Origin of the sequence: Amycolatopsis sp. NPDC058340 (assembly GCF_042723975.1) — a bacterium.
Taxonomy (GTDB): domain Bacteria; phylum Actinomycetota; class Actinomycetes; order Mycobacteriales; family Pseudonocardiaceae; genus Amycolatopsis.
In genome coordinates this window covers 67804-93920 of the sequence record NZ_JBHXIB010000023.1, presented here as the reverse complement: position 1 = coordinate 93920, position 26117 = coordinate 67804, and the positions used below count along the sequence as shown (strand labels likewise).

The 26117-nt window shown below is 67.7% G+C and carries 29 protein-coding genes and 1 pseudogene; 14 read left to right on the top strand and 16 right to left on the bottom strand.

Going from position 1 to position 26117, the window contains the following annotated elements:
• Window positions 1-335: 335 nt before the first annotated feature.
• The gene (locus ACFWIW_RS24645; protein ID WP_378370593.1) at window positions 336-1640 is read right to left on the bottom strand and encodes a hypothetical protein; all 1305 of its coding nucleotides are present in this window, start codon (window positions 1638-1640) and stop codon (window positions 336-338) included.
• 227 nt (window positions 1641-1867) lie between these two features.
• On the opposite strand from ACFWIW_RS24645, the gene ACFWIW_RS24640 reads away from it, so the two are divergent.
• Complete coding sequence (locus ACFWIW_RS24640) at window positions 1868-2101, top strand: hypothetical protein (protein ID WP_378370592.1); 234 nt, start codon at window positions 1868-1870, stop codon at window positions 2099-2101.
• Between the two features lie 366 nt (window positions 2102-2467).
• Entirely contained in the window at window positions 2468-2647 is a 180-nt protein-coding gene (locus ACFWIW_RS24635; RefSeq protein WP_378370591.1) for a hypothetical protein, read from the top strand.
• Between the two features lie 351 nt (window positions 2648-2998).
• Here the strand turns inward: ACFWIW_RS24635 and ACFWIW_RS24630 are convergent, their stop codons facing one another.
• From ACFWIW_RS24630 to ACFWIW_RS24610, 5 genes are read right to left on the bottom strand one after another with little or no spacing between them, the layout of a single operon-like run.
• A complete protein-coding gene (locus ACFWIW_RS24630) occupies window positions 2999-3166 on the bottom strand; it encodes a hypothetical protein (RefSeq protein WP_378370590.1) in 168 nt (55 codons plus the stop codon).
• A 35-nt stretch (window positions 3167-3201) separates the two neighbouring features.
• The gene (locus ACFWIW_RS24625) at window positions 3202-5319 is read right to left on the bottom strand and encodes a xanthine dehydrogenase family protein molybdopterin-binding subunit (RefSeq protein ID WP_378370589.1); all 2118 of its coding nucleotides are present in this window, start codon (window positions 5317-5319) and stop codon (window positions 3202-3204) included.
• Window positions 5316-6323, bottom strand: a complete 1008-nt coding sequence (locus tag ACFWIW_RS24620; protein ID WP_378370588.1) for an FAD binding domain-containing protein — start codon at window positions 6321-6323, stop codon at window positions 5316-5318. The genes ACFWIW_RS24625 and ACFWIW_RS24620 overlap by 4 nt, the downstream gene beginning before the upstream one ends.
• Window positions 6320-6853, bottom strand: a complete 534-nt coding sequence (locus ACFWIW_RS24615; RefSeq protein ID WP_378370587.1) for a (2Fe-2S)-binding protein — start codon at window positions 6851-6853, stop codon at window positions 6320-6322. Before ACFWIW_RS24615 ends, ACFWIW_RS24620 begins: the two co-directional genes overlap by 4 nt.
• A 7-nt stretch (window positions 6854-6860) precedes the next feature.
• Window positions 6861-7001, bottom strand: a complete 141-nt coding sequence (locus ACFWIW_RS24610) for a hypothetical protein (protein ID WP_378370616.1) — start codon at window positions 6999-7001, stop codon at window positions 6861-6863.
• Between the two features lie 66 nt (window positions 7002-7067).
• On the opposite strand from ACFWIW_RS24610, the gene ACFWIW_RS24605 reads away from it, so the two are divergent.
• Window positions 7068-9017, top strand: coding sequence for an aconitate hydratase (locus tag ACFWIW_RS24605; protein WP_378370615.1), 1950 nt, complete (start codon window positions 7068-7070; stop codon window positions 9015-9017).
• A gap of 31 nt (window positions 9018-9048) precedes the next feature.
• On the opposite strand, the gene ACFWIW_RS24600 is transcribed toward ACFWIW_RS24605, so the two are convergent.
• The 3 genes from ACFWIW_RS24600 to ACFWIW_RS24590 form a co-directional block, all read right to left on the bottom strand.
• Window positions 9049-11001 carry a transketolase gene (locus tag ACFWIW_RS24600; RefSeq protein ID WP_378370586.1) on the bottom strand — a complete coding sequence of 651 codons (1953 nt, stop codon included), beginning with the start codon at window positions 10999-11001 and terminating at the stop codon, window positions 9049-9051.
• An 11-nt stretch (window positions 11002-11012) separates the two neighbouring features.
• Window positions 11013-12116 carry a transaldolase gene (tal, locus tag ACFWIW_RS24595; RefSeq protein WP_378370585.1) on the bottom strand — a complete coding sequence of 368 codons (1104 nt, stop codon included), beginning with the start codon at window positions 12114-12116 and terminating at the stop codon, window positions 11013-11015.
• A 203-nt stretch (window positions 12117-12319) separates the two neighbouring features.
• A complete protein-coding gene (locus ACFWIW_RS24590) occupies window positions 12320-12718 on the bottom strand; it encodes a ChaB family protein (RefSeq protein ID WP_378370584.1) in 399 nt (132 codons plus the stop codon).
• A gap of 271 nt (window positions 12719-12989) precedes the next feature.
• Here ACFWIW_RS24590 and ACFWIW_RS24585 point away from each other — a divergent pair, with 271 nt between their 5' ends.
• Window positions 12990-13178: a DUF2795 domain-containing protein gene (locus ACFWIW_RS24585; RefSeq protein WP_378370583.1), complete on the top strand. Its 189-nt coding sequence runs from the start codon at window positions 12990-12992 to the stop codon at window positions 13176-13178.
• A 317-nt stretch (window positions 13179-13495) separates the two neighbouring features.
• Here ACFWIW_RS24585 and ACFWIW_RS24580 read toward each other — a convergent pair whose 3' ends face one another.
• The 5 genes from ACFWIW_RS24580 to ACFWIW_RS24560 all read right to left on the bottom strand — a co-directional run bounded on the left by ACFWIW_RS24580 (window position 13496) and on the right by ACFWIW_RS24560 (window position 16167).
• The gene (locus tag ACFWIW_RS24580) at window positions 13496-13819 is read right to left on the bottom strand and encodes a hypothetical protein (RefSeq protein WP_378370582.1); all 324 of its coding nucleotides are present in this window, start codon (window positions 13817-13819) and stop codon (window positions 13496-13498) included.
• Entirely contained in the window at window positions 13809-14198 is a 390-nt protein-coding gene (locus tag ACFWIW_RS24575) for a hypothetical protein (RefSeq protein ID WP_378370581.1), read from the bottom strand. Before ACFWIW_RS24575 ends, ACFWIW_RS24580 begins: the two co-directional genes overlap by 11 nt.
• On the bottom strand, window positions 14195-15427 hold the full coding sequence (locus ACFWIW_RS24570; RefSeq protein WP_378370580.1) for an NRAMP family divalent metal transporter: 1233 nt from the start codon (window positions 15425-15427) through the stop codon (window positions 14195-14197). Before ACFWIW_RS24570 ends, ACFWIW_RS24575 begins: the two co-directional genes overlap by 4 nt.
• Window positions 15424-15831, bottom strand: a complete 408-nt coding sequence (locus ACFWIW_RS24565; RefSeq protein ID WP_378370579.1) for a hypothetical protein — start codon at window positions 15829-15831, stop codon at window positions 15424-15426. The genes ACFWIW_RS24570 and ACFWIW_RS24565 overlap by 4 nt, the downstream gene beginning before the upstream one ends.
• A 99-nt stretch (window positions 15832-15930) precedes the next feature.
• Window positions 15931-16167 (bottom strand): hypothetical protein, encoded by a 237-nt coding sequence (locus ACFWIW_RS24560; RefSeq protein ID WP_378370578.1) that lies wholly within the window; start codon window positions 16165-16167, stop codon window positions 15931-15933.
• A 63-nt stretch (window positions 16168-16230) separates the two neighbouring features.
• Between ACFWIW_RS24560 and ACFWIW_RS24555 the strand changes: the two genes are divergently transcribed.
• From ACFWIW_RS24555 to ACFWIW_RS24510, 10 genes and pseudogenes are all read left to right on the top strand, one after another.
• Entirely contained in the window at window positions 16231-16644 is a 414-nt protein-coding gene (locus tag ACFWIW_RS24555; protein ID WP_378370577.1) for a hypothetical protein, read from the top strand.
• Between the two features lie 28 nt (window positions 16645-16672).
• A complete protein-coding gene (locus ACFWIW_RS24550) occupies window positions 16673-17098 on the top strand; it encodes a hypothetical protein (protein WP_378370576.1) in 426 nt (141 codons plus the stop codon).
• 41 nt (window positions 17099-17139) lie between these two features.
• Window positions 17140-17331 (top strand): hypothetical protein, encoded by a 192-nt coding sequence (locus ACFWIW_RS24545; RefSeq protein WP_378370575.1) that lies wholly within the window; start codon window positions 17140-17142, stop codon window positions 17329-17331.
• Window positions 17332-17405: 74 nt separating this feature from the next.
• Window positions 17406-17783: a DUF4383 domain-containing protein gene (locus ACFWIW_RS24540; protein WP_378370574.1), complete on the top strand. Its 378-nt coding sequence runs from the start codon at window positions 17406-17408 to the stop codon at window positions 17781-17783.
• 110 nt (window positions 17784-17893) lie between these two features.
• Entirely contained in the window at window positions 17894-18253 is a 360-nt protein-coding gene (locus ACFWIW_RS24535; RefSeq protein ID WP_378370573.1) for an STAS domain-containing protein, read from the top strand.
• 390 nt (window positions 18254-18643) lie between these two features.
• Window positions 18644-19375 carry an ANTAR domain-containing protein gene (locus tag ACFWIW_RS24530; protein ID WP_378370572.1) on the top strand — a complete coding sequence of 244 codons (732 nt, stop codon included), beginning with the start codon at window positions 18644-18646 and terminating at the stop codon, window positions 19373-19375.
• Between the two features lie 456 nt (window positions 19376-19831).
• Complete coding sequence (locus tag ACFWIW_RS24525) at window positions 19832-20203, top strand: hypothetical protein (RefSeq protein WP_378370571.1); 372 nt, start codon at window positions 19832-19834, stop codon at window positions 20201-20203.
• A gap of 214 nt (window positions 20204-20417) precedes the next feature.
• Window positions 20418-20880: pseudogene (locus ACFWIW_RS24520) on the top strand (XF1762 family protein).
• A 183-nt stretch (window positions 20881-21063) separates the two neighbouring features.
• On the top strand, window positions 21064-21375 hold the full coding sequence (locus tag ACFWIW_RS24515) for a helix-turn-helix domain-containing protein (RefSeq protein WP_378370570.1): 312 nt from the start codon (window positions 21064-21066) through the stop codon (window positions 21373-21375).
• Between the two features lie 407 nt (window positions 21376-21782).
• Entirely contained in the window at window positions 21783-22082 is a 300-nt protein-coding gene (locus tag ACFWIW_RS24510) for a hypothetical protein (RefSeq protein ID WP_378370569.1), read from the top strand.
• A gap of 262 nt (window positions 22083-22344) precedes the next feature.
• On the opposite strand, the gene ACFWIW_RS24505 is transcribed toward ACFWIW_RS24510, so the two are convergent.
• Both ACFWIW_RS24505 and ACFWIW_RS24500 read right to left on the bottom strand, forming a co-directional pair.
• Window positions 22345-24189, bottom strand: a complete 1845-nt coding sequence (locus ACFWIW_RS24505; RefSeq protein WP_378370568.1) for a protein kinase — start codon at window positions 24187-24189, stop codon at window positions 22345-22347.
• A 9-nt stretch (window positions 24190-24198) separates the two neighbouring features.
• Window positions 24199-26055 (bottom strand): serine/threonine-protein kinase, encoded by a 1857-nt coding sequence (locus tag ACFWIW_RS24500; protein ID WP_378370567.1) that lies wholly within the window; start codon window positions 26053-26055, stop codon window positions 24199-24201.
• Window positions 26056-26117: the final 62 nt, after the last annotated feature.

Sequence of the window (26117 nt, the reverse complement as noted above, 5' to 3'; positions counted from 1 at the left end):
CACCGAACCAGGTCCAGGTGAGGACTCTCCTGCACCGCGGTCGCGATCGTCGCCGAGGGATACAGCTCGTGGGCCAAGGCTTGGGAGCAGATCTGGCGGGTCGGAGAGCGTGCCTGGCACGGCCCTAACGCGGTTTGACGTGCACGTCCTCGGCCTGGTCGCGATTCCGGTCCGAAACCACACCTGGTCGAACGACTCGGGCCGACTTGTCACCACGGGGACATGGACGAGCTCGCGTCACGTCTCCAGCCCGATATCTTCGTCGAGGCGACGGGGGGTGGGTAAGCATCAAGGCGCAAGATGGCCGATGCGTCAGCACGGCCACTAATGTGAAGCTACATAAGGATGTGCTGATTGTCGCCGTGGCTGACAACAAACCTCGAGCCCGGCTCCGGACGACGGAAAGCGCAGCGCGGCAGGACCACCCGGCTGATCCGCTGACAAGCGTTGATCGAGACACCGCCGAACGTGAGGACGGCGAGCTCGGCCAGCAGGCCGCCGAGCAAGGTCAGGCAGGCGGCGGACACGCCCGGTAGCGGAGTGCGGCTCAGTGCGGCGGCCGCACCGGTCAGGCAGGCGAGGTGCGCTGCCGCGGCGACGGCCACCCGCCCGACGCGATGTCGGGCCATCAGGTTGCCGCGCAGATGCGCGCGCAGGATCCACAGCATGGGGATCGGCAGCAGTAGCGGGGCGGCCTGCAGGCCCAGTTCGGCCGGTCCGGCCGGCACGGCGAGCAGCCCGGTCAAGTAACCGTCGATGAGTCCCGAGCACAGGATGGTGGCGAACAGGGCGGTGTAACCCATCATCAGCAGCAATGTGAGTCGCCGTGCCGCCCGGCCGCCGTTGCCGGCGCGCACCGCGTTGGCGGTCACCGATTCCCAGTCGCCGGTGGGTGAGGCGAACAGCATGGCCAGCTCGTACAGTGCGGGCCACACCACCAACGACGGTGCCGGTGACGCGGAGTGCGCGATGCCGATCGTGGTGACCGCCATGGGGGCCATGTAGAGCAACCGGGCGGCGGACAAGTGAGCGTGCGCCAGGATCAGCATGCGGAGCCGCCCGTGGGACGCAGGCTTGGACACCGCCGGAAGCTTGCCCACCGCCGCGGCGAGCAAGCCGGTTTCGATCAACGCTCCCGCCGACAACGCCGCGCCGGCGACCAGCGTTCCGTGCTGCGGCCACAAGGCCACACCGAGCCAGGCCAGCCCGCCGGACCCCCCGATCCTGATGATCGACGCACGCGCGATCGCGCTCGTCCTGGACAGCTGAATACAGCGGCCGTGCAGGTACCGGCGCATCGCCACCGCCAGCGAGTTCGGTGCCAAACCGAGTAACCCGGCACGGACCGCTCCGGTGAGCTCGTGCTGGGAACCAACCAGAGCGGTGATCACCCTGCCCGCGGCCGGCAGTGCCGCCAAGGAAAGTAACACCAGTACACCTGCGGAGCCGGTCGCGACCACGTATCGCCACCACCGGCGTAACGAATACGAGTCATGGTGCGTCACCACCAGCGGCGTGATGGCCAACGCCGGTGAATTCACCACGACAAGCACCGCGATACAGACACCGAGCGCGGCGAGCTGCGCCGTACCGGACGAGTGCGACACCGCCGCATAAACCAGTGGGATCTCAACGACCAAGGTCGAAGCCCCGAGCGCGGTCGGAACCCACGTCCGGAACAAGCTCCGGACGGAATCGGTCATATCTTCCCGATACCCGTGGCAGCGCCGTCGAAACGATGGTGCCCCAACCAAATGGGCGGTATTTGTTCAATACATGGGGGTTCGGCCCGTGGGGTGGCCACGACTGTGCTTAAAACCGGCGATAACGGGTACTTGGCTGGTTCCGACATCGAAAGGAGCGGATTGTGACCAACTCGGAGGCCGGTGAGGTCACCGGTACGAAGGACAAGGACTACAACATCATCTGGTTCACCGAGGCCTGTCTCTCCAACGCACTGCGCATGGAGACTTACGCCGCGGATGCAGAACGCGACGGTGACGAGGAACTGGCCCGCTTCTTCCGACGCGCCCAGCAGGAGAGCCGGAAGGGGGCCGAGGAGGGCAAACGACTGCTGGCAAGCCGCCTCACCTCCAGCTGACTTCTCGTCGGCGGTTTCGTGCGTTGACACACCATCGTGGCCGGCCCGCACAGCCGCCCGACACGGTGGACACACCGTTGTCGCCGACCCAGGCCGCGGATGTACTCGGGCGCGCCGTCGCGATCGCTGTCTGCGCGGACGTGTCCACGTTCCGCGCAAGCGGTGTGTGGGTGAGGAGGCACGGTGATGGCAAGTGACGTTCCTGGTCAGCGGACGGCCCGTTGCCGGTTCTGCGGACGGCTACCCTGTCCCGGTCAACACCGTGTTCCCGGCCCTGTAGGGCCGATCTGCCTGGACTGCGTCCAGTCCGGCCTGAGGTCGGTGCAGGGTGACGTATTACCCATCAGCGATGGCGGGAACGCCTTGGTGCCGGTGAGTTCGTCCGGCGCGTATGCCTGCGAGTACTGCGGCCGCCACGAGCGCCGCAGTTTCCTGGGGTTTCGGCGGCCGCTGCTCCGGATGACCACCTCGCAGTTCGGCGCGGTGATCTGCGTCGAGTGCCTGGACCGCGCCGGGGACCTCCTCAACCGCTCTTATCGCCACTAGCTCCCAGGGAACACAGCAAGGCTCCACGGCGGCGGAGTTGTCGCGATCCGTCCGGCGGCCACGCGTGATGGTATTCGGGGATCCCGATGCCGCCGCTCCGGAAAACCGACCGGCCTGTGTATTGCTGGATATCGGGAAGGACGCGCGACTGCTCGTCGTTGCTACGGCACGGTCCACCATCTCCTGCTCGGTTCGGTCAGCCACGCTGTCCTTTGCCACGCGAACTGTCCGGTGCCAGGAACCGAAACGCCAGTGGAATGACCGGGTTGCGTCGGCGATGTCCTACTGAGGAATAAGGCAAATGTGGCGTGCTGCGAATGCCACTTTCGCAACGTCAGATACCAGTGGCGGTCACGTACCGTTTCCCACCGGCGGCACATCCGGGTCGTCGTCCGCGGGCCCCTCGGCTTCTCGTCCTTCTTCGGCACGGGTCGGGCCGGTGCCCCGGAGCGTGCCTTGCAGTTCGGCCTTCAGTTCGTCGTCCTCGCGGGGGGAGTGCAGGTCACTTTCGCGGTGCATGAAACCTCCTCGGAATCGCGTGTTCTGCTTCGCGGCTACCCGCTCGTCCGGCCGGGAAACGGCGTTGTCAGGCCGGGCAGTAGTTTGTCGAGAGTGATCGGCAGGTCCCGGACGCGGATCCCGGTGGCGTGATGGACGGCGTTGGCGATGGCCGCGGCGGTGCCGACGATGCCGATCTCGCCGATTCCCTTGCTGCCCATGGGGTTCAGGTATGGATCGGTCTCGTCGAGCCAGTCCGCGCGTAGATCCTCGATATCCGCGTTGGCGGCGATGTGGTACTCGGCGAGATCGTGGTTGACGACGTGCCCGAAGCGCGGGTCGAGCACGCTGTTCTCGTGCAGAGCCATCGACAGGCCCATGGTCATCCCGCCGAGCAACTGTGAACGCGCGGTGACCGGGTTGATGATGCGTCCGGCGTCGAAGGTGCCGTACAGCCGTGACACCCGGATCTCTCCGGTGTCGACGTCGACCCGTACTTCGGCGAATTGGGCGCCGAACGCGTACATCGCGTAATCGTCTTCCGCCGGGTTGTCCGGCGTGTCGGCGCTGACTTCGTCCCCATCGGCGGGTTCGGTGCCGTACTTGTCCCGGAACGCTCGTGCGGCCGCCACGAGGGCCGAGCCCCACGACGCCGTTCCGGTCGAGCCGCCTGCCACGGTGGCGGACGGGTAGGCGGTGTCGCCGATTCGGACGTCGACCGATCCAGGAGGTACGCCGAGCGCGTCGGCGGTGATCTGCGGCAGGACGGTCCACGCGCCGGTTCCCAGGTCGGCCGCGCCGATCTCGGCGGTATAGCGGCCGTTCTCGAACCGGATGACCGCGGTGGAGCCGGGCATCCGTTTCGCCGGATACACCGATGCCGCGACGCCGGTGCCGATCAGCCACGGTCCGTCTCGCCGGGCACCGGGCCGGGGGTCGCGCTCCGCCCAGCCGAAGCGTTCGGCGCCGCTGCGCAGGCAGGCGATGAGGTTCCGGCTGGAGAAAGGCTTTCCGGTCTCGGGGTCGCGCTCGGGTTCGTTGCGGATGCGCAACTCGATGGGGTCGAGGTCGAGCGCGACGGCCAGTTCGTCCATCGCCACTTCCGGACCGAACATCCCGGGACATTCGCCCGGTGCTCGCATCCACGACGGCACCGGCACGTCGAGCGCCGCCAGCCGGTGGCGGGTGGCCCGGTGCGGTACGGCGTACATCATCCGGGAGGGCACGGCGGTCTGCTCCGCGAATTCCTTGATGCGCGACGTCTGTTCGACGACGTCCATGCGGAGTGCCCGCAGCCGCCCGTCTCGTCCGGCGCCGAGCCGGATCCGCTGGATCGTGGGCGTACGGTAGCCGGCGAGGCTGAACATCTGTTGCCGGGTCAACGCGAGTTTGACCGTCCGTCCCGGCACGGCGCGGGCCGCCATGGTCGCGAGCACGACGTTCGCGTGCGGGGTACCCTTCGAGCCGAAGCCGCCGCCGACGTACGGGCAGATCACCCGGACCCGTTCTTCCCCCAGCCCGAAGATCTCGGTGATGGTGGACCGCACCGAATGAACGCCCTGGGTGGAGTCCCAGAGGGTCAGAGTTCCGCTCTCCCACAACGCGGTCGTGGTATGCGGCTCGAGCGGATTGTTGTGGTACATCGCCGTCTTGTAGGTCTCGGCCACGGTCACTTCGGCATCGTCGAACGCGGTCTCGATGTCGCCTTCCGACGTGTCGGTCGGGAAGTCCGGGTTGACGGTGTCCGGCTTGTACAGGCCGGGACGGTCAGTCGTGAGCAAGGCGTCGTGGGGGTCGGTCTCGTAGTGCACCTCGACGAGGCCAGCGGCGTGCCGAGCGGCCTCGGAGCTCTCGGCCAGCACGAGCCCGATGACCCAGCCACGGAAGGGGATCTCGCAGTCCTGCAGCACCGCCAGCTCGGCGTCGTCGGTGGAAGCGAGCCGCTCGGCGATGAAGGGGGTGATCACCTTCAGCACACCGTCGAGCGCATCCGCCTCGACGGTGGTGAGTCCCGTGCACCTGCCGCGGGCGATGGTGGCCTGGATCGGGTGGCAGTACACCGGCCCGTCGACCGGGACCTCGTAGGCGTACTGTGCCGTCCCGGTGACCTTCGCCGGCCCGTCCTCACGGGTACGTCCCTGCCCGATCGCGTGCGGCTCCAGCAGCCCGGTCATCGTGCGTCTCCTTCGGCGGTCAGGTGCCGCAGCACCGCGGTCAGGGTGCGCGTGGCAAGCGGGATCTTGAACGCGTTGCCGCCGTCGATGCCCTCCAACGGCCGCGCGTCGGTGAACTCGGCCTCGGCGGCGGACCGGAAGACGTCGTCGCCCGGACGCGCGCCACGGAGCACCTGTTCCGCACGCGACGCACGCCAGGGCTTGTGCGCCACTCCACCGAAGGCGACGCGGATGTCACCGATCCTTCCGTCCGAAAGGGACAGCGCGGCCGCGACGGAGACGAGCGCGAAGGCATACGAGGCCCGGTCCCGGACCTTGCGGTAGGCCGACCGGCGTGACCACGGGACCGGCGGCAGGGTGATTTCGGTGATGAGCTCTCCGTGATCCAGCACGGTGTCCCGTTCCGGATGCTCGCCCGGCGACCGATGCAGTTCACCGAACGGGAGGACCCGCTCACCCGCGGGGCCGACGACACGGACGTGCGCGTCGAGCGCCATCAGGGCGACCGCCATGTCCGAAGGATGCGTCGCGGCGCACTGGTCGGACGCACCGAGGATCGCATGGTGCCGTGTGTAGCCGCCGAACGCGGAACAGCCGGAGCCGGGCGACCGCTTGTTGCAGGGTGTCGTGACGTCTTGGAAGTACACGCACCGGGTGCGTTGCAAGGGATTGCCGCCGACCGTCGCCATGTTCCGCAGCTGCGGGGACGCGCCGGAGAGCAGCGCCTCGGCCAGCACGGGACAACGCTCGCGGATCCGCGGGTCGGCGGCCAGATCGCTGTTGCGCGTGCCGGCCCCGATCACCAGGCCACCATCGTCCTCCTCGCGGATCCCAGCGGGGGTCACACCGGTGACGTCGATGACGCGGGCCGGCCGCGCGATGCCCAGTTTCAGGTGGTCGACGAGGTTGGTCCCGCCGCCGAGGAAGACCGCCGACGGTTCGCCCGCCACCGCCAGTACCGCTTCCTCGGCGGTGGCCGGGCTGTCGAAGGCGAACGGCCTCATCGGGCTTCTCCCGTCTGCCGGACGGCTGTGACGATGCCGGCGTAGGCGCCACAGCGGCAGAGGTTGCCACTCATCCGTTCGGCGATCTCCCGCTCGGTCCACCGCGGATCCGCGGAAACCGGTTCGGTGACGTGGCTGGGATCGCCGTCGCGGAACTCCGTGAGCAGGCCGGCCGCCGAGCAGATCTGACCCGGCGTGCAGTAGCCGCATTGGTAAGCGTCATTGGCCAGGAACGCGTCCCGCAACGAAGGTGATTCCCCGTCCGCGGCCACACCGGCGGCCGTGGTGACCTCCGCACCGTCACAGCTCAGAGCCAGCAACAGGCAACCCAGCACCCGCCGTCCATCGACCAGGATCGTGCAGGCACCGCACTGGCCGTGGTCACAGCCTTTTTTCACGCTGTACACACCGAGTTGCTCCCGAAGCAGGTCGAGCAGCGTGCGGCGTGGATCGACGGTCAGCCGGTGCGGGACACCGTCGACTCGCACGGCCATCGCGCGCGCCCCACCGGTCGTCTCGGTCGTGGACATGGCTTCGTCACCTTCCAGCCGGGTTTCCCTGCCCGGGCGATACCCGCTCTCCGGCTTCCGAAACCGCGGCCAGCCGTTGGTGGAGGAAGCGGCCCGGCGGCGTCGTGCGCTGCTGATCGTGGGCCAGCATGCCGACTGCCGTCGGCATCACCGCGACGATCGAGTCCGAAAGACCCGTGATTGCAGGCGGGCTGAGCCGGGTAGCCGACCGGGTATGACGGGTCCGCGCACTCTGGCACGCAAGCTGATCGACGACCATCTCGTGGACGGCGACGCGGTCGCCGGTGCCGAAATCGGGTTGCGTATCGACCAGACCCTGACGCAGGACGCCACCGGAACGCTGGTCATGCAAGAACTCGAGGCACTGGGCCTCGAACGGGCGAGGACCGACGTGAGCGTCCAGTACGTCGACCACAACCTCCTGCAAGCGGATGAAAAGAACGCCGAGGATCACGCCTTCCTCCGTTCGGCCTGCCGCCGCTATGGCCTCTGGTTTTCCAAGGCAGGCAACGGTGTCTCGCATCCGACCCATATGCAGCGATTCGGGATCCCCGGCCGGACGCTCGCCGGATCGGACTCGCATACCTGCGCTGCGGGGTCGCTGGGCATGCTGGCGATCGGCGTCGGCGGCCTGGAGGTCGCGCTGGCCATCGCGGGCGAACCGCTCCGCCTGCGCATGCCCGAGATCTGGGGCGTGCGGCTCACCGGCGACCTGCCCGACTGGGTGTCTGCCAAGGACGTCGTGCTGGAGATGCTGCGCCGGCACGGGGTGAGCGGTGGTGTCCACCGGATCATCGAATACCACGGTCCTGGCCTTGGCGGGCTCACCGCGATGGACCGGCATGTGATCGCGAACATGGGAGCCGAACTGGGCGCTACCGCGACAGTCTTTCCCTCGGACGACGCCGTACGCACGTTTCTGCGCGCTGAAGGCCGTGAAAACGACTACCGGGAGCTGCGGGCGGATGACGGCGCCACCTACGACGTCGAGGACGAGATCGATCTCGGCGTAGTGGAACCACTCGTCGCGAAGCCCTCCTCGCCCGGCAACGTCGTGCCGGTACGTGAGGCCGCCGGAACACCGGTCGGTCAGGTCGTCATCGGATCCTCGGCCAACCCGGGATTCCGTGACTTCGCCGTCGCCGCGGAGCTGGTGAAGGGACGGCAGACAGCGGACTCGGTGAGCTTCGATGTCAACCCCACCTCCCGGCAGATCCTCGTCGACCTCACCCGGACTGGGCATGTCACGGACTTGCTGACCGCGGGCGCGAGGATTCATCAAGCCGGCTGCCTCGGCTGCATCGGGATGGGGCAAGCCCCGGCGGCCGGACAGAACTCGCTGCGTACCTTTCCGCGCAACTTCCCCGGCCGCTCGGGCACGGCTGAGGACGCCGTATGGCTTTGCTCTCCGGAGACCGCTGCCGCCTCCGCCCTGACCGGGACAGTTACGGACCCACGCGACTTCGCGGCCGAGCATGATCTGCGGCCGCCCAGCCTCGTACCGCCGGAGCGCTCGGCGGTGAACACACGTATGCTGCTTGAGCCGTTGCCCGCGGCCGAGGCCGCTGAAGCGCAGCTGGTCAAAGGCCCCAACATCTCCGGGCTTCCGGACTTCGGGCCGCTGCCCGACCGGCTCGAAGTTCCCGTTCTGCTCAAGGTGGGCGACGATGTCTCCACCGACGAGATTTCCCCGGCCGGTGCCCGTGCGCTGCCGTTCCGTTCGAACATCCCGAAACTCGCCGAATTCACCTTCACTCGCATCGACGACGACTATCCACGCCGCGCCAGGGAAGCCGGCGATCACCTAGTGGTCGGCGGCTCTAACTACGGGCAGGGTTCATCCCGCGAGCACGCCGCCATCACCGCCCGCCACCTCGGTCTCCGGGTGGTACTGGCCCGCTCGTTCGCACGGATCCACTGGCAGAACCTGGCCAACTTCGGTGTCCTGCCCCTCGAGTTCGCCGACCCGGCCGACTACGACCGAATCTCCGCCGGCGACATCCTGATCGTCGATGACCTGCGGGACACACTCGCGGCGGGGAGGCTGTCCCTGCACAGCAAGGCGCGCGATGAGCGCTACATGGTCACCCACCGGTTGTCACCCCGCCAGCTCGACGCAGTTCTGGCCGGCGGCAGGATCCCGCTCTTCGCCAAAGCCCACTGACCGCGACAGGTATGTGTCAGCGCTGTGTCGGCTATCCGGACTGCGGGTCGGTGTCGTCGTGGGGGTCACCCGACGACGTGCCCTGCTCACCCCGGATGATCTCCCGTTCCTCCTGCGAGATTTCGCCGAAATGGTGTTCGCGTCGCACACGACGGCCGACGATGTCCTGGGTCGCCGCGACGATATGGTCCGCGTCGATCCCGGCGGCGGCGAGTAGCTCGTCGGGACTGCCGGAAGCGGGCATTTCGCGGACAGCGAGTTTGCGGACCCTGACGACATCGGGGACTTCCGCCAGGGCTTCGAGTACGGCGTCACCGAGCCCGCCTTCCGGCCAGTGATCCTCGATCGTGATGAGAACGCCGGTGTCGCGTGCGGCGGTCTGGAGCGCGGCCGAGTCGATGGGCTTGATCGAGTAGCAGTCGAGTACCCGCGCCGTGACGCCGTCGGCCGCCAGCCGGGTGGCTGCCTCCTCGGCTTCGCCGACGGTGATCCCGCATCCGACGAGCGTGACCTGATCGTTGTCCGAGTACCGCACGATGCGGCTGCCGCCGATCCGCACGTCCTCGTCCTTCCCGGTACGGACCGTCGTCTTCCCGCGCAGGGTCCTCAGGTAGGAGATTCCGTCCCGGCCGGCCAGCTCGGTGAGCAGTCGCGTGGTCTGGTTGGCGTCGGAGGGGTGCAGGACCACGCTGCCGTGCACGGCGCGGAACGCGGCGATGTCCTCCAGCGCCATCTGCGATGGGCCGTCGGCGCCGATGGAGACGCCGGCGTGGGATCCGCACAGCCGCAGATCCGCCCTGGAGATCGCGGCCATGCGGATGAAGTCGTAGGCACGGGACAGGAACGCGGCGAAGGTGGAGGCAAACGGCTTCCAGCCGCGGGCCTGCAAACCGACCGCGGCCGCGATCATCTGCTGCTCGGCGATGTACATCTCGAAGTAGCGGTCGGAATGGGCCTTCGCGAACAGTTCGCTGCTGGTCGAGTTGGACACCTCGCCGTCGAGCGCGACCACGTCCGGGTGGAGCGTACCCAGCGCGGTCAGCGCTTCTCCGTACGCGCGGCGCGTCGCCACTTCATCGCCGACATCCCAACTCGGCATTCGGGTTTCTTCAGGTGCCAGGGTGGGCACGGGTGCGGCCGTGTCGGGTTTGCGGACCCGCACGGAGAGGTCGCGGACACCGCCGAGCTCGGCGATCGCGTCGTCCGGATCGTCGAGGGGCTTGCCATGTTTGCCTGGTTGGTCCTCGACCGCCTTGACACCCTTGCCCTTGCGGGTCTTGGCGATCAGCACGGTCGGGCTTCCGCGGGTGCTTTCGGCTTCGGTGTAGGCCGCTTCGATGGCATCGAGATCGTGTCCGTCCAGGGTGATGGCGTGCCAGCCGAAGGCGCGAGCACGTGCGGCGTAGGTGTCGAGATCCCAGCCGAGCATCGTCTCGGTCGTCTGCCCGAGCCGGTTGACGTCGATGATCGCGGTGAGGTTGTCCAGGCCGTGATGCGCGGCGTGCTCGAACGCCTCCCACATCGAGCCTTCCGCCATCTCCGAATCGCCACAGAGAACCCAGACACGGTAAGGGAGCCGGTCGAGCCGCTTGCCTGCCAGCGCGATCCCGACGCCGATCGGCAGTCCCTGCCCGAGTGAACCGGTGGCCACGTCGGTCGGCGGGATCCGCGGGGTCGGGTGGCCTTCCAGCCTGCTGCCGGACTGCCGGTAGGTGAGCAACTCGTCGTCGTCGATCGCACCGGCCGCCTTCAACACGCTGTAGTACAGCGGTGAAGCGTGTCCCTTGGAGAAGACGAGGTGATCATTGTGCGGGGAGCGTGGCTGGTCGAAGTCCAGCCGCAGATGCCCGTCGAGCAGCACGGCCATCAGATCGGCCGCGGACATCGAGGACGTCGGGTGTCCCGATCCCGCCTGCGTGCTCACCCGGATGGAATCCACCCGCAGCTGCTGGCCCAGTTCACCCCGGAATGTGTTGTCGGACATGGTCTTCCACCTCACACGTTGAGCAGCTGGTCTCGTTTCGCCGCGATTCCCTCGAGTAACTTCTGGAAGGAGGCACTGAACTTCTCGACTCCTTCACGTTCGAGGACCTCGACGACATCGCCGTAGTCGATGCCTGCGGAGGCGAACCACTCCAACGTTCGCCGGGCGTCCTCCACCTGGCCGGTGAGCCTGTCCTCGACCACGCCGTGGTCGAGGAACGCTTCCGCTGTCTCACGCGGCATGGTGACCACTGTGTCCGCGCCGACCAGCTGCTCGACGTAGAAGACGTCTGGCCGGGTCTCGTCCTTCATCGAGGTGGATGCCCACAGGCACCACTGCGGCGTCGCCCCCGCGGCGGCCAGATCGGCCCAATCCGGCCCGTCGAAGACGTCGAGGTAGGTCTGGTGAGCGAGGCGGGCATTGGCGACGGCGAGGGTGCCGAGCAGGTCGTCCTGGCCGCCGATGGCACGCAGCCGCCGGTCCGCCTCGGTGTCGACGCGAGAGACGAAAAAGGACGCGACAGACGCCGTCTGCCGCAGGTCACCGCCAGAGGCGTGCAGGCGTCGCAGGCCGCGCACATACGCTTCCGCGGCCCGCCTGTGCCGTTCCAGGGAGAACAGCAGGGTGACGTTCACCGGGATACCGCGCGCGACGGTTTCCTCGATCGCGGGCAGGCCCGCTTCCGTACCGGGAATCTTCACCATCACATTCGGCCGTCCGACCAGCTCGTGCAAGCGGGCGGCTTCGGCGATCGTTGCGCCGGTATCGTGGGCGAACCGAGGGTCCACCTCGAACGACACCCAACCGTCCTGGCGGCTCTCGCTGCGATCGAAGACCGGCCGCAGCAGGTCACACGCGGCGCGGACGTCGTCGACAGCCAGGGTCAGGAACACTTCCTTCGGGTCCTGCTGCTCTTGTAGCACTGCCCGTAGCTGGTCGTCGTAGGCGTCGCCTTCGGCGATCGCTCCTTGGAAGATCGTGGGGTTCGAGGTGATCCCCAGGACACCGGCGCCGACCAGACGGCCGAGCTCGCCGTCTCGTAAGAACGGCCGGGACAGGTAGTCCACCCAGGGGCTCTGCCCATGCCGGGTGAGGTTCTGCAGCGGAGTTCGCAATGTCGGCCTCCTGGGGTCGCAGCGCTGGTCGAAGGCCGAGTGGTGACTCGGGGTGTCACCACTCGGCCGGGCGCCGGACACCGCGTCCGCCCTGCCACGGACGGGGTCCGGAAGTTCGGTCCGATCCAGGACCTCCCTCGATACGGCTACCCGGCCCGTTGGGCGATTACACCCGGCCGAAAGGCGCCCTGCCCGATACGTATTCAGGCCCGGGCCCGAGCGGTTTCGCGGTGGCTCGCCTTCTCCAAAGCGTCCACGAGTTCGGCCTTCGACATGCGTGAACGTCCATGGATCCCCAGCTGTTGGGCCCGCTCGTAGAGATGGGCCCTGCTGGCGCGCGCGTCGACGCCGCCGTGGGTCGGCCGCTCACGCTGCCTTGCGCCACCGGCGGCTTGGTCGTCCGAAGGACCGCGTTGCTGCTTCGGCTCCCAGTGATCGCCCACTTTCTCGAAAGAGTGCTTCACCGCGGCGAAAGCGGTCTGCTGTGCCCGCCGACCAGGCCCGTAGGTATCGAGTGCCGAATCGTGCGCCGCGACCCACGTGTCCTGAGCCTTCCGCGGCGAGCGCAGTAATGTGGCGGGCAGGTCTTCCCGTCCAGGCATCTCGTCTCCTTTCTCGCCCGACATTCACCGGCTTCCCCGCGACCAACCGGCGAAACCCGGAGCCGTGCTTGGCATAAGGGGAAGGTGAGCCGTGTCGGGATCGGGCGCGTGACGACGCGCACTCTCAGCCGTTGCAGCCACTGGATCCGTAAAGCCGGCGCCACGTGCGGCAGCTGCCGGCCGCCGGACAGGTCGGGGCCGCCCGATCGATGGGTATGACTTCCACGTGACTGGGTAACCGGGGCTGGTTACCCGAAAGGAAGGAGATTTCATGAGCAACTCGAACCCGATCGAGGTCCAGAAGCACCTGGCTGGCGTCGACTACCCGGCGAAGCGCGACGACCTGGTGCAGGTGGCCGAGCGGAATGGTGCCGACGGGGACACCTTGGCGGCCTTGCGCGCCTTGCCGGATCGGACCTACGAAGGGCCGAGCGGCGTAAGCAAGGAAATCGGCGGCTGACTCCCAAGCCGAGCGCCGCGGCGTCGGCGCGATGATGAATCCGGCCGCCAGGACGTCGGGCACTTCGATGAATACCAGGCAGGCGGCCGGTATCGCGTCGTCATATCGTTCGGGCACGAACGCGGCCGACGAACCCCTGCTAGTGCCGACCCCGGTCTGCCGGAGCACATCCTCGGCACCGTCGCTGAACGCGGACGTGATTTCCATCGGCCGGGAGGCGGGCGATGTGCCTGCGGCAGGCTCAGGTACATCGCGCGGGCACGTCGGGAACTGTTGGTTCGGTCAGGTGGGCATGTCCGGTTTCGGCCTGACCTCGATCAGTGGACCAGCGGGTTCAGCTCGTCGTAGGTTTTCCGGACCCGCACGGCCGTTTCGGTGAGTTCGAGGTCGTCCCACGCGACGTAGCGGGTGTGGCGGTGCAGCCAACGGATCAGTGCCACCAGAGGTGCGGGTCCGCGCTGGTCGTGGCGCTGGAACCCGAAGAGCCGCATACTGCTGGGGCCGACGATCAGCCCGACGACGGCCACTTCCAGGATCCCGTCTCCGCGCATCCGCGGTTGGGCCCGGATCTCCCGCACCGCGCCCAGTGAGCGCCCGGTGCTGTCGGTGACCGGCCTGCCCAGTAATCCGCTAGCCCGCATCGCCCGCCCCCGGTATCCGGTCGATGATCGTGCGGCGCAGCCATTCCTCGCTGGGACTGATGCTGGCCCGTGCCACCGCGGTCGTGACCACGATGGCGGGCTCGATCTCGCGGATGGCCGAGATCGGGATGCGGTGCGGTGCCGTGGTGTGCAGCCGTGCGCCGATTCGGCGCAGAAGCCGCCCGAGGAGGCCGTCGAGGCGATCGGCGAGCGACCAGGACCCGGTCAGCACCGTGTCGATGACGTAGCGTCCCCTGTCGTCTTCGCGGAGTTCCAGATCGTCGACCTTGCCGACCACGGTGCCGTCCTCGCCGACTATTTGCCGGTCGAGCAGGGAATCGCCGAGGTCCAGTGGATCGAGGTCCTGCCAGGGATTCATTGGCCCGCTCCGGTCGCGATCATGACGGGGACGGCCGCCACGGCGGCCACCACGATGACGATCAGCATGCCCACGCCCAGCACGTTGCTGAACCGCCCGTTCGCGTGCTTGCCGAGGTACTCACGATCGTTGGCGACCAGGAGCACGGGGAGATAGGTGAGCGGCAGCGCGATCGCGGAGAAGATCAAGGACGTCTCGGTGAGTGCGATGGGGTCGATTCCGGTCTGTACCAGCACGACCGCGAGCAGCAGGGAGACGGCCACCGCGATGTGGAAGCGCGCGGCACCGCGTGGGGGCCGCTGTTTTCCCCATTCCCAGCCGAAATACTGGGCCAGGATGTACCCGGAGGACAGCCCGGATTCCAGTGCGGCGCCGAAGGTCGTCGCGAAGACGCCGATGAGGGCGACGACGACGCCCGCGGTGCCCAGAGCCACCGCCACCGGCATGACCAGTTGGCTCACGTGACCGACGTCGATACCGGCCGGATACAGGACGGTCGCGGCACAGGCCATGACGCCGAGCGCGAGCAGCCCGCCGAGCGGGAAGCCGAGGAACACGTTGGTGCGCTGGACCGGAAGGTCCTTTGTGGACCAGCGTTCTTCGACACCCCCGGAGGAGAAGAAGAACACTTCGTACGGTGTCATGGCGGAGGCGAACAAGGCGATCGTGTGGTAGGCGTAGGTCGGGATTGCCTCATCGGCGGGTGGGCCGAGAGCCGCCGCCTGGGCACCGAGTGCGGACCAATCCGGTTCGAGGACGAACAACGCGACGGCGAACACGCCGATCGCGAGACCGGCTAGGCCGAATCCCTGCTCCATCTTCTGGAATTTGACCCGCCAGATCACGAGCCAGACCGCGGCGCCCGCAGGCAGCACCCAGATCAGTCTGTCGACCGAGGAGGCCAGCTCGATCGCGATCGCGATCCCACCGATCTCCGCGGAGACGGTCAGCAGCGTGACGAGGAAGGACCCCGCGAGGTTCAGCAGGGCGACGCGTGGTCCCAATCGTTCCCGGATCAAATCGAACACCGGCCGCCCGGTGACCGCCGCGATCCGTCCGGACATGTCGGCGTAGACACAGATCCCCACGACGCCGAGCACGGTGACCCAGAGCATCGCCATCCCGTATCGGGCGCCGACCACGCTGCTTTCGACCAGATCGCCGATGTCGACGAAACCGCCGACCGCGGTGAGGATGCCGAGTGTGATGGCGAGCAGGCGTTTGTTCATCGGCGGACACCCCAGCCGTCCAGCTCGGCCAACAGGCCACGGAGCCTGTCGTCGATCTGGTCAAGGCCCTGGTCGGTGCCGTCGCCGACGGTGCCGTCCAGCTCCCGTGCCACGCCGACCGCGCGGTCCGCGATCGAAACCAGAGCGGCCCTGACACACTCGTCAGGGATCGCCGCCGCGTCAGTCCCCGCGGAGCCGAGATCTTCGGCGGCGTCGCCGATCGTGACCGATAGATAGGGCACCGGAGGCACCGAAGCGCGATCGGTCGCGACAACCAGCCGGAGGAGTTCGATCTGCCCGCGAAGTTCTCGTCCGGCGTGAACCGTCTCAGCCCGGGCGTCGGTTCCGCACCCGGCGAGGACAGCGACGCAAACGACCACGACGGTGAATCGGAGCCTGGTCACCGCCGGCGAGTCTTTCACCCAGTGCGGGTACCCGTCATGATCTCGGGGAAACGCCGCCAGTCCAAATGAGACTTTCCTCGTCGAACCGCACGGAGGGGGTCAGCGGGCGTACCGGCAGACCAGGGTGCCGGTGGCGAGGACATGCCCGGCCATGGCGTCGCGGACCTCATCAGGACCGGCGTCGGCGCCGAGGCGGGAACCAGGCCCGTCCTTCGCGACTTCGCCACGTCGCGGCGGAATCCTTGTGATCAGGCAATGCGTGAACGTTCCATCGGGTGGGTCGGGGTCCTCGGACAACAGCACCAGGGTCTGCGCCTCTTCGGGATCTCGCGCCATTCCAAATGCGGTGACGTGTTGCCGGTCCGGCATGCGTGCCGCTCCGGGATCAGGGTGCCATCGGTGAACGCCGCGCTGCGAAGTTCCGGCCCGCAGGCGATCGGGCGTGGTGGGATCCCGCTGGAGTTCCCGGCTCGCCGCGGCGTCAGCGTGCTGGTCGGGAACGCCCTGACGCTCGTACTCGTCGCGGGCGCGGGTGCGTATGGGTTCGAAAGCGGGGACCAGTCGGTTTCAACTGCGGCGAATCTCGGTACCCCTCGAAAGAAGAAGCGAGCCAGCGAATCGAGTGATGACATGCCGGATGACCGCCGCCACCAGACGTCTACGGAAGACAGCAGCGGCAACGAAGTGGACGAACGACGTCCCCTCGGGGAGCCTCAGCGGCAGAAGCACGACACCCCGCTCGAAGACGAGGAGGGGCGGTCGAAGCCAGGCCATCCAGAACATCTGGAGAATTTCCGCGGTGAGGCGACGTGACCCTCCCCGGAACGCGGAAGGAGCGGTGATGACCGAGCCGGATAAGCCTGATGACCCGCCTCAGGACACCGGGGCGCCCGAGCCGGTCGAAACCGATCCGGCCGCGTTGAACAACGCCGAGGATCTTGATGAGGACAGGCTCCGCGCCGACCCGCTCGAACAGGGGATGAATCCGCCAGAGCACTCGTCTGGAGTGGACAAGTACGGCGTGACTCCTTGGGAACAGACCCACCCCGTTCCCCTCGCGGAGCGGCTCGCCGAGGAGGAACCGGATCCGGCCGCTGCCGCCGATCCGGGCTCGGGAACCGGTGCCGACAGCCGCGGCGTCGCGCCCACGCTGATCGACGACCGGGTGGAAACGGGACAGCGCTACGAGGAGAACCTGGGGATTGACGCGGATGTCGCCGGGGGTTCGACGGCGGACGAGATCCGCACTCCCCGGCACGAAAGGTGAGAGGCACGCATGGACGGTCGCTCGACGGGTATCCGGCGTCCATGACGACATCACCCTTCGAACCCGATCCTCGAATCGGCGAAGAACGGATCGCGGCCGCCGATGCCGGACAGGGTGCTCCCGGCCCGGCTGAAGGTTTCGGGCCCGAGGCGGCCGAGCCGGACAAGATCGAACCCGCGGACGGCGAGGAGATCGACCCCGATCCGGCGGGCCCGGAGCTGGGCGACGGCTGACGGGCAACGGCTTGCGTGGCCGGCCGCGAGAGGGCCGATGAGGCCGGGGACTCCGTACGCGGACAGGTGGAGTCATGTCGTCACCACCGACTACGACAAGATGTCGTTCGCCGGACACGAATCGGCTGTTCGGCGTCGCAGGGATCGCCGCCGCGCGCATCTGTGAGGGAGCGCTGCTGTTCCTGATCGCCGGCGGCGCCATCTACCTCGTGCCTTGGATCCATGGACTGGTGATCGACCACGGCGCCGATGCCGACCTCGTGCCGGTCAACACCGCCGACAACTGGCTGCACCCCGGTCTCGGCGTCGGCATGATCGCGCTGGGCCTGCTCGTCGCGCGTGGTGCCCCGCTACCGAAACCGCATGCCGCCCGCAGCCGCGGGACTCGGGTGAGTTCTGAGGCTCCGCTTTCAGGGGCACACCCGCCTACGCGCCTCGATTCAGGATTGTGACGCATGTGAGTGGCTTGGGATGTTCGAGCTTGAGCCGCGTCCATACCGGGAAGTCAACGGAAGCACGGTGATACATCGGGAGGTTCGCTGGCACAGAAAGGAGTAGTCGAATGAGGAACACGGCACCGGCGTCACAGCTGTTGACGATCGAGATCGAGCGGCCTGCTCCGGACACAGCGCTAGTGGTCGTTCGTGGGGAGATAGACCTTTCGAACGCGAAAGCCTTTACCTCACAGGCAGAACACGCGCTCCACCGTGATCTCGCCTTGCTGCTTCTTGACCTCCGTTCCGTCACCTTCTGTGGTTGTGCCGGTTTGTCAGAGTTCGTCCGCATCCGAGACCTCGCTCACGAACGCGGGGCGCGGGTTCGGGTCGTCCCTTCCGGGCCGGTGCGACGAGCGATCGTGGCGACCGGCTTGACCGACCACCTCGACGGAGCGGCCGCGGCGGATGCCCCGGTTACCCGGTAGCCATTTCGAATTCGGCTGTGCGGAAAGGCGTTTCCCTCATCCTTGGCGTAAGCCGCCCGCCACGGTGCGGTTCGGCATTCGTCGAACGTGGTATTGCCACCGGATCCATTTTTGCCCGAGCCCGACCCCGTCAGCTCGACATCTTCGCACGCCTGATCTGGGTGTTCGAGAAGGCGGGTTGGGCGACCGAGGTCCGCTGGCCGAAGGCCGACCGCCTCGGCCACAAACTCAACCCCGGCCAGGCCCTGTCACTCCATGGAGTCGGCAAACTGGAGCGCCGTCTTTCTCGGCTCACCCCCTCAACGCCCTTGAGGGGTGAGCTGAAGCGGACCCTGAGCACGTTCGGCCCGGTCGGTACCCACATCGGACGGGGTCGGGCAGACTGACGTGGTGAGCGGGGATCGTGCCGAATCGGCGGCGGGGGACGGCCAGGATGGGCTGGTGGGGGTGGCGCACGCGTTGAGCCGGGTCGCGCGGTCGCTGGGAGGCGAACCCGATCTCGACCACACGCTCGAGGGAATCGTCGCGGCGGCGATGTCCACGGTGGACGGGGTCCAGTACGCCGGGATCAGTCTCATCGATCACGGCACGCTGCGCTCGGTCGCGCCCTCAGATGGCCTGGTCGGCAAGATCGACGTGGCGCAGTACGCCTCGGGGGAGGGGCCGTGCGTGGATGCGGTCATCGAGCGTGGCACCTTCCGCACCGGCCACCTCGGCGCTGACACGGTCCGGTGGCCGAAGTTCGCGCCCGCCGGCGCGGGCCTGGGGATCGTGTCGATGCTGGCGTTCCGGCTGTTCACCAGTAGCACCACACTGGGCTCGCTGAACCTCTATTCCACTGAGCCTGACGCGTTCGACGAGGACGCCGAGGCCATCGGGGAACTGTTCGCCGCGCACGCCGCCATCGCGCTGGCCGGGGCGCGCCGACAGTCGGAGCTGAAACGGGCGCTGCGGAGGCGGGATGTGATCGCCACGGCGAAAGGGATCCTGATGGTGCGCCATGGACGTACCGACGACCAGGCGTTCGCGATGTTGGTGGAGACCTCGCAGCACACCAACATGAAGTTGCATGATGTCGCGGCTTGGGTCGTCGACGACGCCAACGAGGCCACCTCGGGATAGTGAAGCGGCCGCCTCTGGGGCTGGGGCTGGAAACCCAGATGCCTCGACCGCCACTGCGGTCACGGTGACCGTCAGCCGAGCCTCATCGAGAAGTACGCATCGACTGCGGCTACGAACGGACGGGCAATGTCTTCGCGGCGGTCTCCCGAGGGCAGATGGGCCGGATGCGCCGCGTGACCAGGACCCTGCGGCGCGTCGGCGCCGACGTGCAACTGGGGACGAGGCAAGAACTCGGCATTCCCCTCGGCTTCCTCGGCGGAATGCGTGAAACGTCGGGGGAGCGGACACGCGGGTACGGCGGAGCTCGATGGTCTTGACGCCGTCGTGGCAGCCGTTGCCGGCGGAGTTGTGCGTGCCTTCACGAGGCTGGACCTAACCTGGAACACCGACGAAAACGTGCTGGGGGAGTTGGAGGTCCGCCGTGTCTGGTGTGCTGGTGGGAGTCAGGACACATGCATGTCCGAAGCCGTGCATGACTTGCTCGACGTTCCCAGCCAGATCGTCGGGATCGGCAGTGCGGTCGGGTTGGCACCGGTCGCGCGCTGTCTCGCTCTTACCGCCACCGTGACACGTGGCCGTGCCTACACCCACCCGACTCTCGCGCCGCGGCGCGCTGCCGTCCGAGCGGAGCGCGCACTTGAGCACCCGATCGCTCTGTCGGCACACCAGACGGTTCTCGTGTTCAGGGCCGATCCGCACGGCGTTGATTCGGTCCTGGCCAAGCCGGTCTCGCCGCCGTCCACGTTGCCGCCGCGCTCCCGTCGGATCACGCCGGATCGGGATGCCGACAGCAGTGCGCTCGTCGGCGTCGGTAAGGCGGCGGCGTGAACGAGCGAGCGGCTAGCGCCGGCCGACCCGAGGCGACGCCACCGATTGCCCGCCGAGTGGCGGTCGTGGCATCGCGGTCCGAGTCCGGACTCGGACGCAGAGCCTGTCCACCGACTACACCGTCGACCGAACCGAACGATTCGAGTCCGGACTCAGACCCGGCCGACCCTCCACTGTGGGCCGTCTGTGATCCGTCGAATGCCGGCCCGCCGGGATGGAGGTGACGACGTTGAGCTTGACCATCGTTCCCGTCACCTTCCGGCAGGCGTGCGAGTTCATCGCCGCACATCACCGGCACCACCGGCCACTACGCGGGATGAAGTTCGCCGTGGGTGTCGCGTACGAGACCGAACTCGTCGGGGTGGCTATCGTTGGGCGCCCGGCATCTCGATGACGGGGTCAGCGTGGAGGTGACCCGCACCTGCACGACGGGGACTCGCAACGCCAACTCCAAGCTGTACGGAGTCTCGTGGCGCGTCGCCCGGACCCTCGGGTTCCAGCGCCTGATCACCTACACACAGGACGGCGAGAGCGGAGCGAGTCTGCGCGCGGCGGGGTTTCGTCCGGTCGTGGACCTGCGGCCGCGGCCGGGTTGGTCCACAGTGTCCCGACCGCGCGAGTCCCGTGGTGTCGACGGGATCCGGCGAACCCGGTGGGAGATCCGAGCGGAGCGGTAGTTCACGCGATCGGGTAGGTCTCCGGCTCGGCTCAGGTTTGCCTTGTGCGCCAGCTGATTCGTTGTCACGAGCCCTCACGTCCGCGGGCGCCGGAACCATCCGGTGCCGCAGACGTGGCGGGCTGGTCTGTGCTGCCCGCGCCACTGAAGGAGGTGAAAGGTTATGACGAACGACACTCCGCGGATGAGCACTTCCGCCCCGGAGCCCGTCGATGGCGGGGCCGCGCTGGCGGCTTCGATCCGGGAGCTCGCCAACGCGATCCGCGCGTTGGCGGCGCATGCGCCGCGCGATCCCGACGCCTTGCTTACGGCCGAGGAGTTCGGTGCGTTGCTCGGCTTGTCGCCGAGGACGTTGAAGGACCGGGCCGCTGCCGGGGCGTTCCCGCATCGTCGGTTCGGCAAGCACTACCGGTTCAGCCGGGAGGACGTCGCCGAGATCGTGCAGTTGACGAAGAACGCGGTGCGTCCGTATCGCGGTGGTATGCGTGCGGCGTGAGCGTCGGCCCATTACGTCCCGGAACAAGCCGGGACCGTCACCAAAGAAAGCGAGGTATCCGTCGTGGCCTACGCACAACCAACCGACGGTGATCCGCCGGGCTGGCGTGCTCGGTTCAAACGTCCTGATGGGATGTGGGGGAGAACGACTGAAGCCCCGCCCCTCCGAGGAGGAGCAGGGCTTCTGACCTGCGAAAACAGATGGTGCGCGATACTGGGATTGAACCAGTGACCTCTTCCGTGTCAGGGAAGATCGAACTAGCTCCTGACCAGGCGTTTCGTCTGTTTTCGCAGGTCCGCGGTTTCTCGTTCCTCCTCGTTGGGGTGGCTTCGGACGCGTTGCGGCGCGTTCCGGTCGCCTGAATATCGCCAGTTGATCTTGGGATGCTGGTTACGAGGAGTTACTTCGTGTCTGCCAAAGCAGTTGGTTTTCCGGTTGAGCGTGACGCTGTGCTGCAGCTGGTCACGGTCATTGTCGGCGTGATCGTGGGGCTTACGTTCCTGTTCGGGTTCGGCAACGTTTTGGCCTTCGGGCTTCGGCTCGGCGTATCCGGCTGGGTCGCCCCGCTGGTCGCCCCCGCCGTGGACCTGTCAGTGCTGGCGCTGCTGATCGCAATCCGGCAGCTGTCGCTGCGTGGAGCCTCAGCCGAGGTGATCCGGCCGGTGCAACGGCTCCTGCTCGTTTCGAGCGTCGTCGCGCTGGCATGATCTGGAATGAGACCCACCTCCGGCACGCGTTGCGCGAGTGCGAGCAGCACTACAACCAGTATCGAACCCACCGATCATGGCCGCCGCGGCGCCCCTGCGAGCCCGGCCTCAAGCCCTTGAACCTGACCGGATCGAACGCCTCGTGATACCCCGACAGGACCGACTCGGCGGAGTCCTCCATGAGTACCGACATGCCGCTTGATGTGCATGGACATAATTTTCGGCACCCACAACGCACATTTGGGCGAGGGGTGCGAGGCCGCTAGCGCTTCGGAAGCCGGTTCAGCACGGAGCCGGCGACGGCGCGTACCCGCTCGCAGGCCCGTTCACCGCTGTATCCCTGCAGCCACACGGAAATGTACTCGGCGTCACCGTCCGGGAGGGTGCGGTGCGGCCAGGAGAGCTGACAGGAGGACTCGGAGTCATCGGTTACGTAACCGGTGACTCCGTTGCCGAGATCGACGGGGTCACCGTTGTCGGCGTCGATGTAAAGGCTCCGCTGGAGTCTCACGTCGAGCCGTTCGTCTTTCCGCTGCCACCGGCAGTTCCGCAGGCCCGCGGTGACCGCCCGGACGTCGGTCATGGTTTGGGCGACCACGGTGGCGTCAGGGAGGGCGCATGGGTCGAGGGGGAGTACACCGGCCGCGTCGTCCTGACGATCGACTTCGTGGGTGCGCAGGCGGGCGAGCACGACGGTGAGCGCGCTGTCCGCGACCGCACATTTGTCGCCCACGTTCGTGTCGTTGTAGACCATCACGTAAAGCGCCGGCTCGTCGGTGATCGGAATCAGCGAGTGGCAGCCCCCGCTGAAGGAGGCGCGCAGCAGCGGTAGTCCTTCGGCGGTGCGGTTCGCCATGCCGATGCCGCCGTTGACCACAGGTTCTCCGAGCTGGAGACCGAAATAGAGGCCCTTGGGTCCCTTGTAGGTGCACCTGTCCGGTGACATCGGGTTCGAGTCCGGCTCCAGCGAGCCGAGGTCCTCGGTATACCGGCCGTCGAGCACCTTGCACGTGTCGACACGGCGGAGCCGGGCCAGGGTCAGCGCCTCGGCCACCGGCATGGCCGCGGGGCCAGGATCCGGTGGTGAGGTGATCGCCTTGATGACGACGATCAGGGTGCCGATCAGGGCCGCGACCACCACCAGCGCCACGGTGATGGGCAATCCCGGCCGGCGTTTCTTGACCGGCAAAGGTCTCGGGGGTGGCTGCCACGCGGGAATCGGCAACGAGAGCACCGAGCGCACTTCTGCGTCCTGATGCCGGATGCGGGCGTGTACGGCCTCGGGCCAGGGTTCGGTGTCCGACGGAACAGGACCGAGGAAGTCCTGTAGCTGTCCGGGGGTGGGCCGCCGGGCGGGGTCCTTTGCCAGGCATGGTTCGGCGATGCGCCGGATTTCCGTTGGCACGGTGGACAGATCTGGTTCTGTGTGGACCACGTCGTAGAGCGTCTGTGGTGCCGACGCGCCGCTGAAGGGGCCACGTCCGGTGGCTGCCATGACCAGGATGGAGCCGAGGGAGAACATGTCGGTGGCCGGGGTGATCGGGCCGCCTCCGGCTTGTTCGGGTGACATGAACGCGGGTGAGCCGATGATGGCACCCGTGTGGGTGAGGTTCTGCGCTTCTTCGACGGCACGGGCGATGCCGAAGTCGATGACGCGGAGCCCGTCGCTGGAGAGGATGACGTTGCTGGGCTTGAGATCGCGATGGATCAGCCCGGCACGGTGAATGTCCGTGAGTGCGGCGGCGAGTCCGGAGGCGAGCCGGCGAACGGCTTCCACGGGGAGCGGGCCGGTCGTGTCCACGGCCGTGCGCAGATCGGGTCCGGTGACGAAGACCGAGGCGAGCCAAGGGGATTCGGCTTCGTGGTCGGCGTCCATGACGGCGGCGGTGTAGGCGCCGGAGACCAGGCGTGAGGCGGCGATCTCCCGGCGGAAACGTTCCCGGAAGCCGGGGTCGTGGGCGAACTCGGCGTGGATCTGTTTGACGGCCACGAGCCGGCCGTCGGGAGCGAGTCCGAGTACGACCCTGCCCATGCCCCCTTCGCCGAGTTCGGCGATGATCCGGTGGGGACCGATCTGCCGGGATTCGCCGGCACGCAAGGGTTTCACAGACTGGTCCTAGGGTTTCGGCAACCAGGTGAGCAGTGCACTGACGACCTCCTCGGCCTTGGCGCAGGCCTGTTGCATGGTCTTGCGGCTTCCACGCTCGTACGTCACCTTGACGTTCTCACCGTTGCGCTCGCTCATCGGCCGGTGCTGCCAGGTCAGGACACAGGCCGGAGGCCCCTGCGGTGGACGCTCGTCGCGGTACACCGTCGTACCGTCGACCTCTACCGGCACGACGCCACCGGCGGCGGCCTGCTCCGGTCCGTGTGGCGGATACGCCTGCTCCACGGTCAGACGGAACGTGTCGTCGCCGTGGTAGACGCACTGGTGCAGATCCTCGAGGACGGTGGCCCGTACGGGGCCGATCAACCGGGCGACCCTTTCGGGCCAGAGCAGCGTGCAGGGGTCCAGCCCGATCAGCGACTGGGGGGCCATATCGCGTCCGTGACCACCCGCTCGGATCCGCCGCACCGCCTCGCCGAGTCCGGCCTTCACCACAGTGCACTTCTCGTCCGAGGAGAGAGAGCCGCGGATCTCGGTGAGGAGCACGACGCTCTGGAGACCGGCGACCGGAACGGCGGCCGCGCACGAATCGCCGAAGGTGCTGGTGTACAACGGCAGCCCTTCCAGTTCCCCGGCTGGAGCACCCTCGAGCAACCTGGGGCCGATATCGAGTGTCAGGGCACCGTAAAGGCAGTCCAGTCTTCGTCCGGGCGAAGACGCTGTCAGCGCGCCGAGCATGGGCGCCTCCCAGCCCGCCAGCACCTTGCATAGATCGACCCGGCGCAGGTTGTCCGGACCGAGCGGATCCGGGTTGACCGGCGTGGTCACGGCCGCTCCGGGTGGCGGCGCCGACGCGGCCGTGGGTGCTGGCGCGGGCCGTTGCGGCAGGTTCACCGCCACGACGACGGAGGCAACCACCAGCACCGCCGCGGCCGCGGCCAAGGTGGTGTAGAGCCCGCGTCGGGAGCGCTTCGGCGCGGGCGGGTTCAGCAGTTCCCGCACCTCGGCCTGCTGCGCGTCGATCAGCTGGGGCACCGGCGGTGGCCACGGGGCAGCCGCCGGCGCGATGGGGCCGAGCTGACGCAGTACCCAGGCCGAGTCCGGCCGGTCGCCGGGACTCTTCGCCAGACAGGCTTCGACAATCCGGCGCAGGTCCTCCGGCACCCTGCTCAGATCGGGCCGGGTGTGCACGACGTTGTAGAGGGTGTGCGGAGTGGACGATCCGGTGAACGGGCCCTGCCCGGTCGCGGCCATCACCAGCAGGGACCCGAACGAGAACAGGTCGCTCGCGGGGCCAATCTCCTGTCCGCGTGCCTGCTCCGGCGACATGAACCCGGGCGAGCCGATGATCGCTCCGGTGTGGGTGAGTTCGGAGTCGCCCTCGATGGCACGGGCGATGCCGAAGTCGATCACCCGCGGACCGTCTCCGGTGAGAATGACGTTACCGGGCTTGAGATCGCGGTGGACCAGCCCGGCACGGTGGATCTCTCCGAGCGCCAGCGCCAGCCCTGCGGCCAGGTACCGCAGCGAGGACGGCGGCAACGGCCCACCAGTGGTCACCGCCTCCGAGAGCGAGGGACCCGGTACGAACATCGACGCCAGCCAGGGCGTCGGCGCGTCGGGATCGGCGTCCATCACCGCGGCGGTGAAAGCGCCGGATACCATCCGCGAAGCAGCGACCTCCCGGCGGAACCGCTCACGGAAACCGGCATCGTGGGCGAAGCCCGGATGCACCTGCTTGACGGCGACCAGTCGCCCGTCGGGCGAACGGCCCAGCAGCACCCGGCCCATTCCGCCCTGCCCGAGCACGGCGAACACCCGGTACCGACCCACCTCGGTGGGTTCCCCATGGTTCAGAGATCTCACGACGCCCCCTCTATAGAGAGCGATGATACAAAAGTCGACGTGCTCATCGGCGACAACCATGG

Excerpts from the sequence above, each read along its gene's own strand:
- ACFWIW_RS24630 (WP_378370590.1), bottom strand. The coding sequence starts at position 3,166 with ATGCACCGCGAAAGTGACCTGCACTCCCCCCGCGAGGACGACGAACTG.
- ACFWIW_RS24625 (WP_378370589.1), bottom strand. The coding sequence starts at position 5,319 with ATGACCGGGCTGCTGGAGCCGCACGCGATCGGGCAGGGACGTACCCGT.
- ACFWIW_RS24620 (WP_378370588.1), bottom strand. The coding sequence starts at position 6,323 with ATGAGGCCGTTCGCCTTCGACAGCCCGGCCACCGCCGAGGAAGCGGTA.
- ACFWIW_RS24615 (WP_378370587.1), bottom strand. The coding sequence starts at position 6,853 with ATGTCCACGACCGAGACGACCGGTGGGGCGCGCGCGATGGCCGTGCGA.
- ACFWIW_RS24610 (WP_378370616.1), bottom strand. The coding sequence starts at position 7,001 with ATGCCGACGGCAGTCGGCATGCTGGCCCACGATCAGCAGCGCACGACG.
- ACFWIW_RS24605 (WP_378370615.1), top strand. The coding sequence starts at position 7,068 with ATGACGGGTCCGCGCACTCTGGCACGCAAGCTGATCGACGACCATCTC.
- ACFWIW_RS24600 (WP_378370586.1), bottom strand. The coding sequence starts at position 11,001 with ATGTCCGACAACACATTCCGGGGTGAACTGGGCCAGCAGCTGCGGGTG.
- ACFWIW_RS24590 (WP_378370584.1), bottom strand. The coding sequence starts at position 12,718 with ATGCCTGGACGGGAAGACCTGCCCGCCACATTACTGCGCTCGCCGCGG.
- ACFWIW_RS24585 (WP_378370583.1), top strand. The coding sequence starts at position 12,990 with ATGAGCAACTCGAACCCGATCGAGGTCCAGAAGCACCTGGCTGGCGTC.
- ACFWIW_RS24580 (WP_378370582.1), bottom strand. The coding sequence starts at position 13,819 with ATGCGGGCTAGCGGATTACTGGGCAGGCCGGTCACCGACAGCACCGGG.
- ACFWIW_RS24575 (WP_378370581.1), bottom strand. The coding sequence starts at position 14,198 with ATGAATCCCTGGCAGGACCTCGATCCACTGGACCTCGGCGATTCCCTG.
- ACFWIW_RS24570 (WP_378370580.1), bottom strand. The coding sequence starts at position 15,427 with ATGAACAAACGCCTGCTCGCCATCACACTCGGCATCCTCACCGCGGTC.
- ACFWIW_RS24560 (WP_378370578.1), bottom strand. The coding sequence starts at position 16,167 with ATGGCGCGAGATCCCGAAGAGGCGCAGACCCTGGTGCTGTTGTCCGAG.
- ACFWIW_RS24550 (WP_378370576.1), top strand. The coding sequence starts at position 16,673 with ATGACCGAGCCGGATAAGCCTGATGACCCGCCTCAGGACACCGGGGCG.
- ACFWIW_RS24545 (WP_378370575.1), top strand. The coding sequence starts at position 17,140 with ATGACGACATCACCCTTCGAACCCGATCCTCGAATCGGCGAAGAACGG.
- ACFWIW_RS24540 (WP_378370574.1), top strand. The coding sequence starts at position 17,406 with ATGTCGTCACCACCGACTACGACAAGATGTCGTTCGCCGGACACGAAT.
- ACFWIW_RS24535 (WP_378370573.1), top strand. The coding sequence starts at position 17,894 with ATGAGGAACACGGCACCGGCGTCACAGCTGTTGACGATCGAGATCGAG.
- ACFWIW_RS24525 (WP_378370571.1), top strand. The coding sequence starts at position 19,832 with ATGTCCGAAGCCGTGCATGACTTGCTCGACGTTCCCAGCCAGATCGTC.
- ACFWIW_RS24515 (WP_378370570.1), top strand. The coding sequence starts at position 21,064 with ATGAGCACTTCCGCCCCGGAGCCCGTCGATGGCGGGGCCGCGCTGGCG.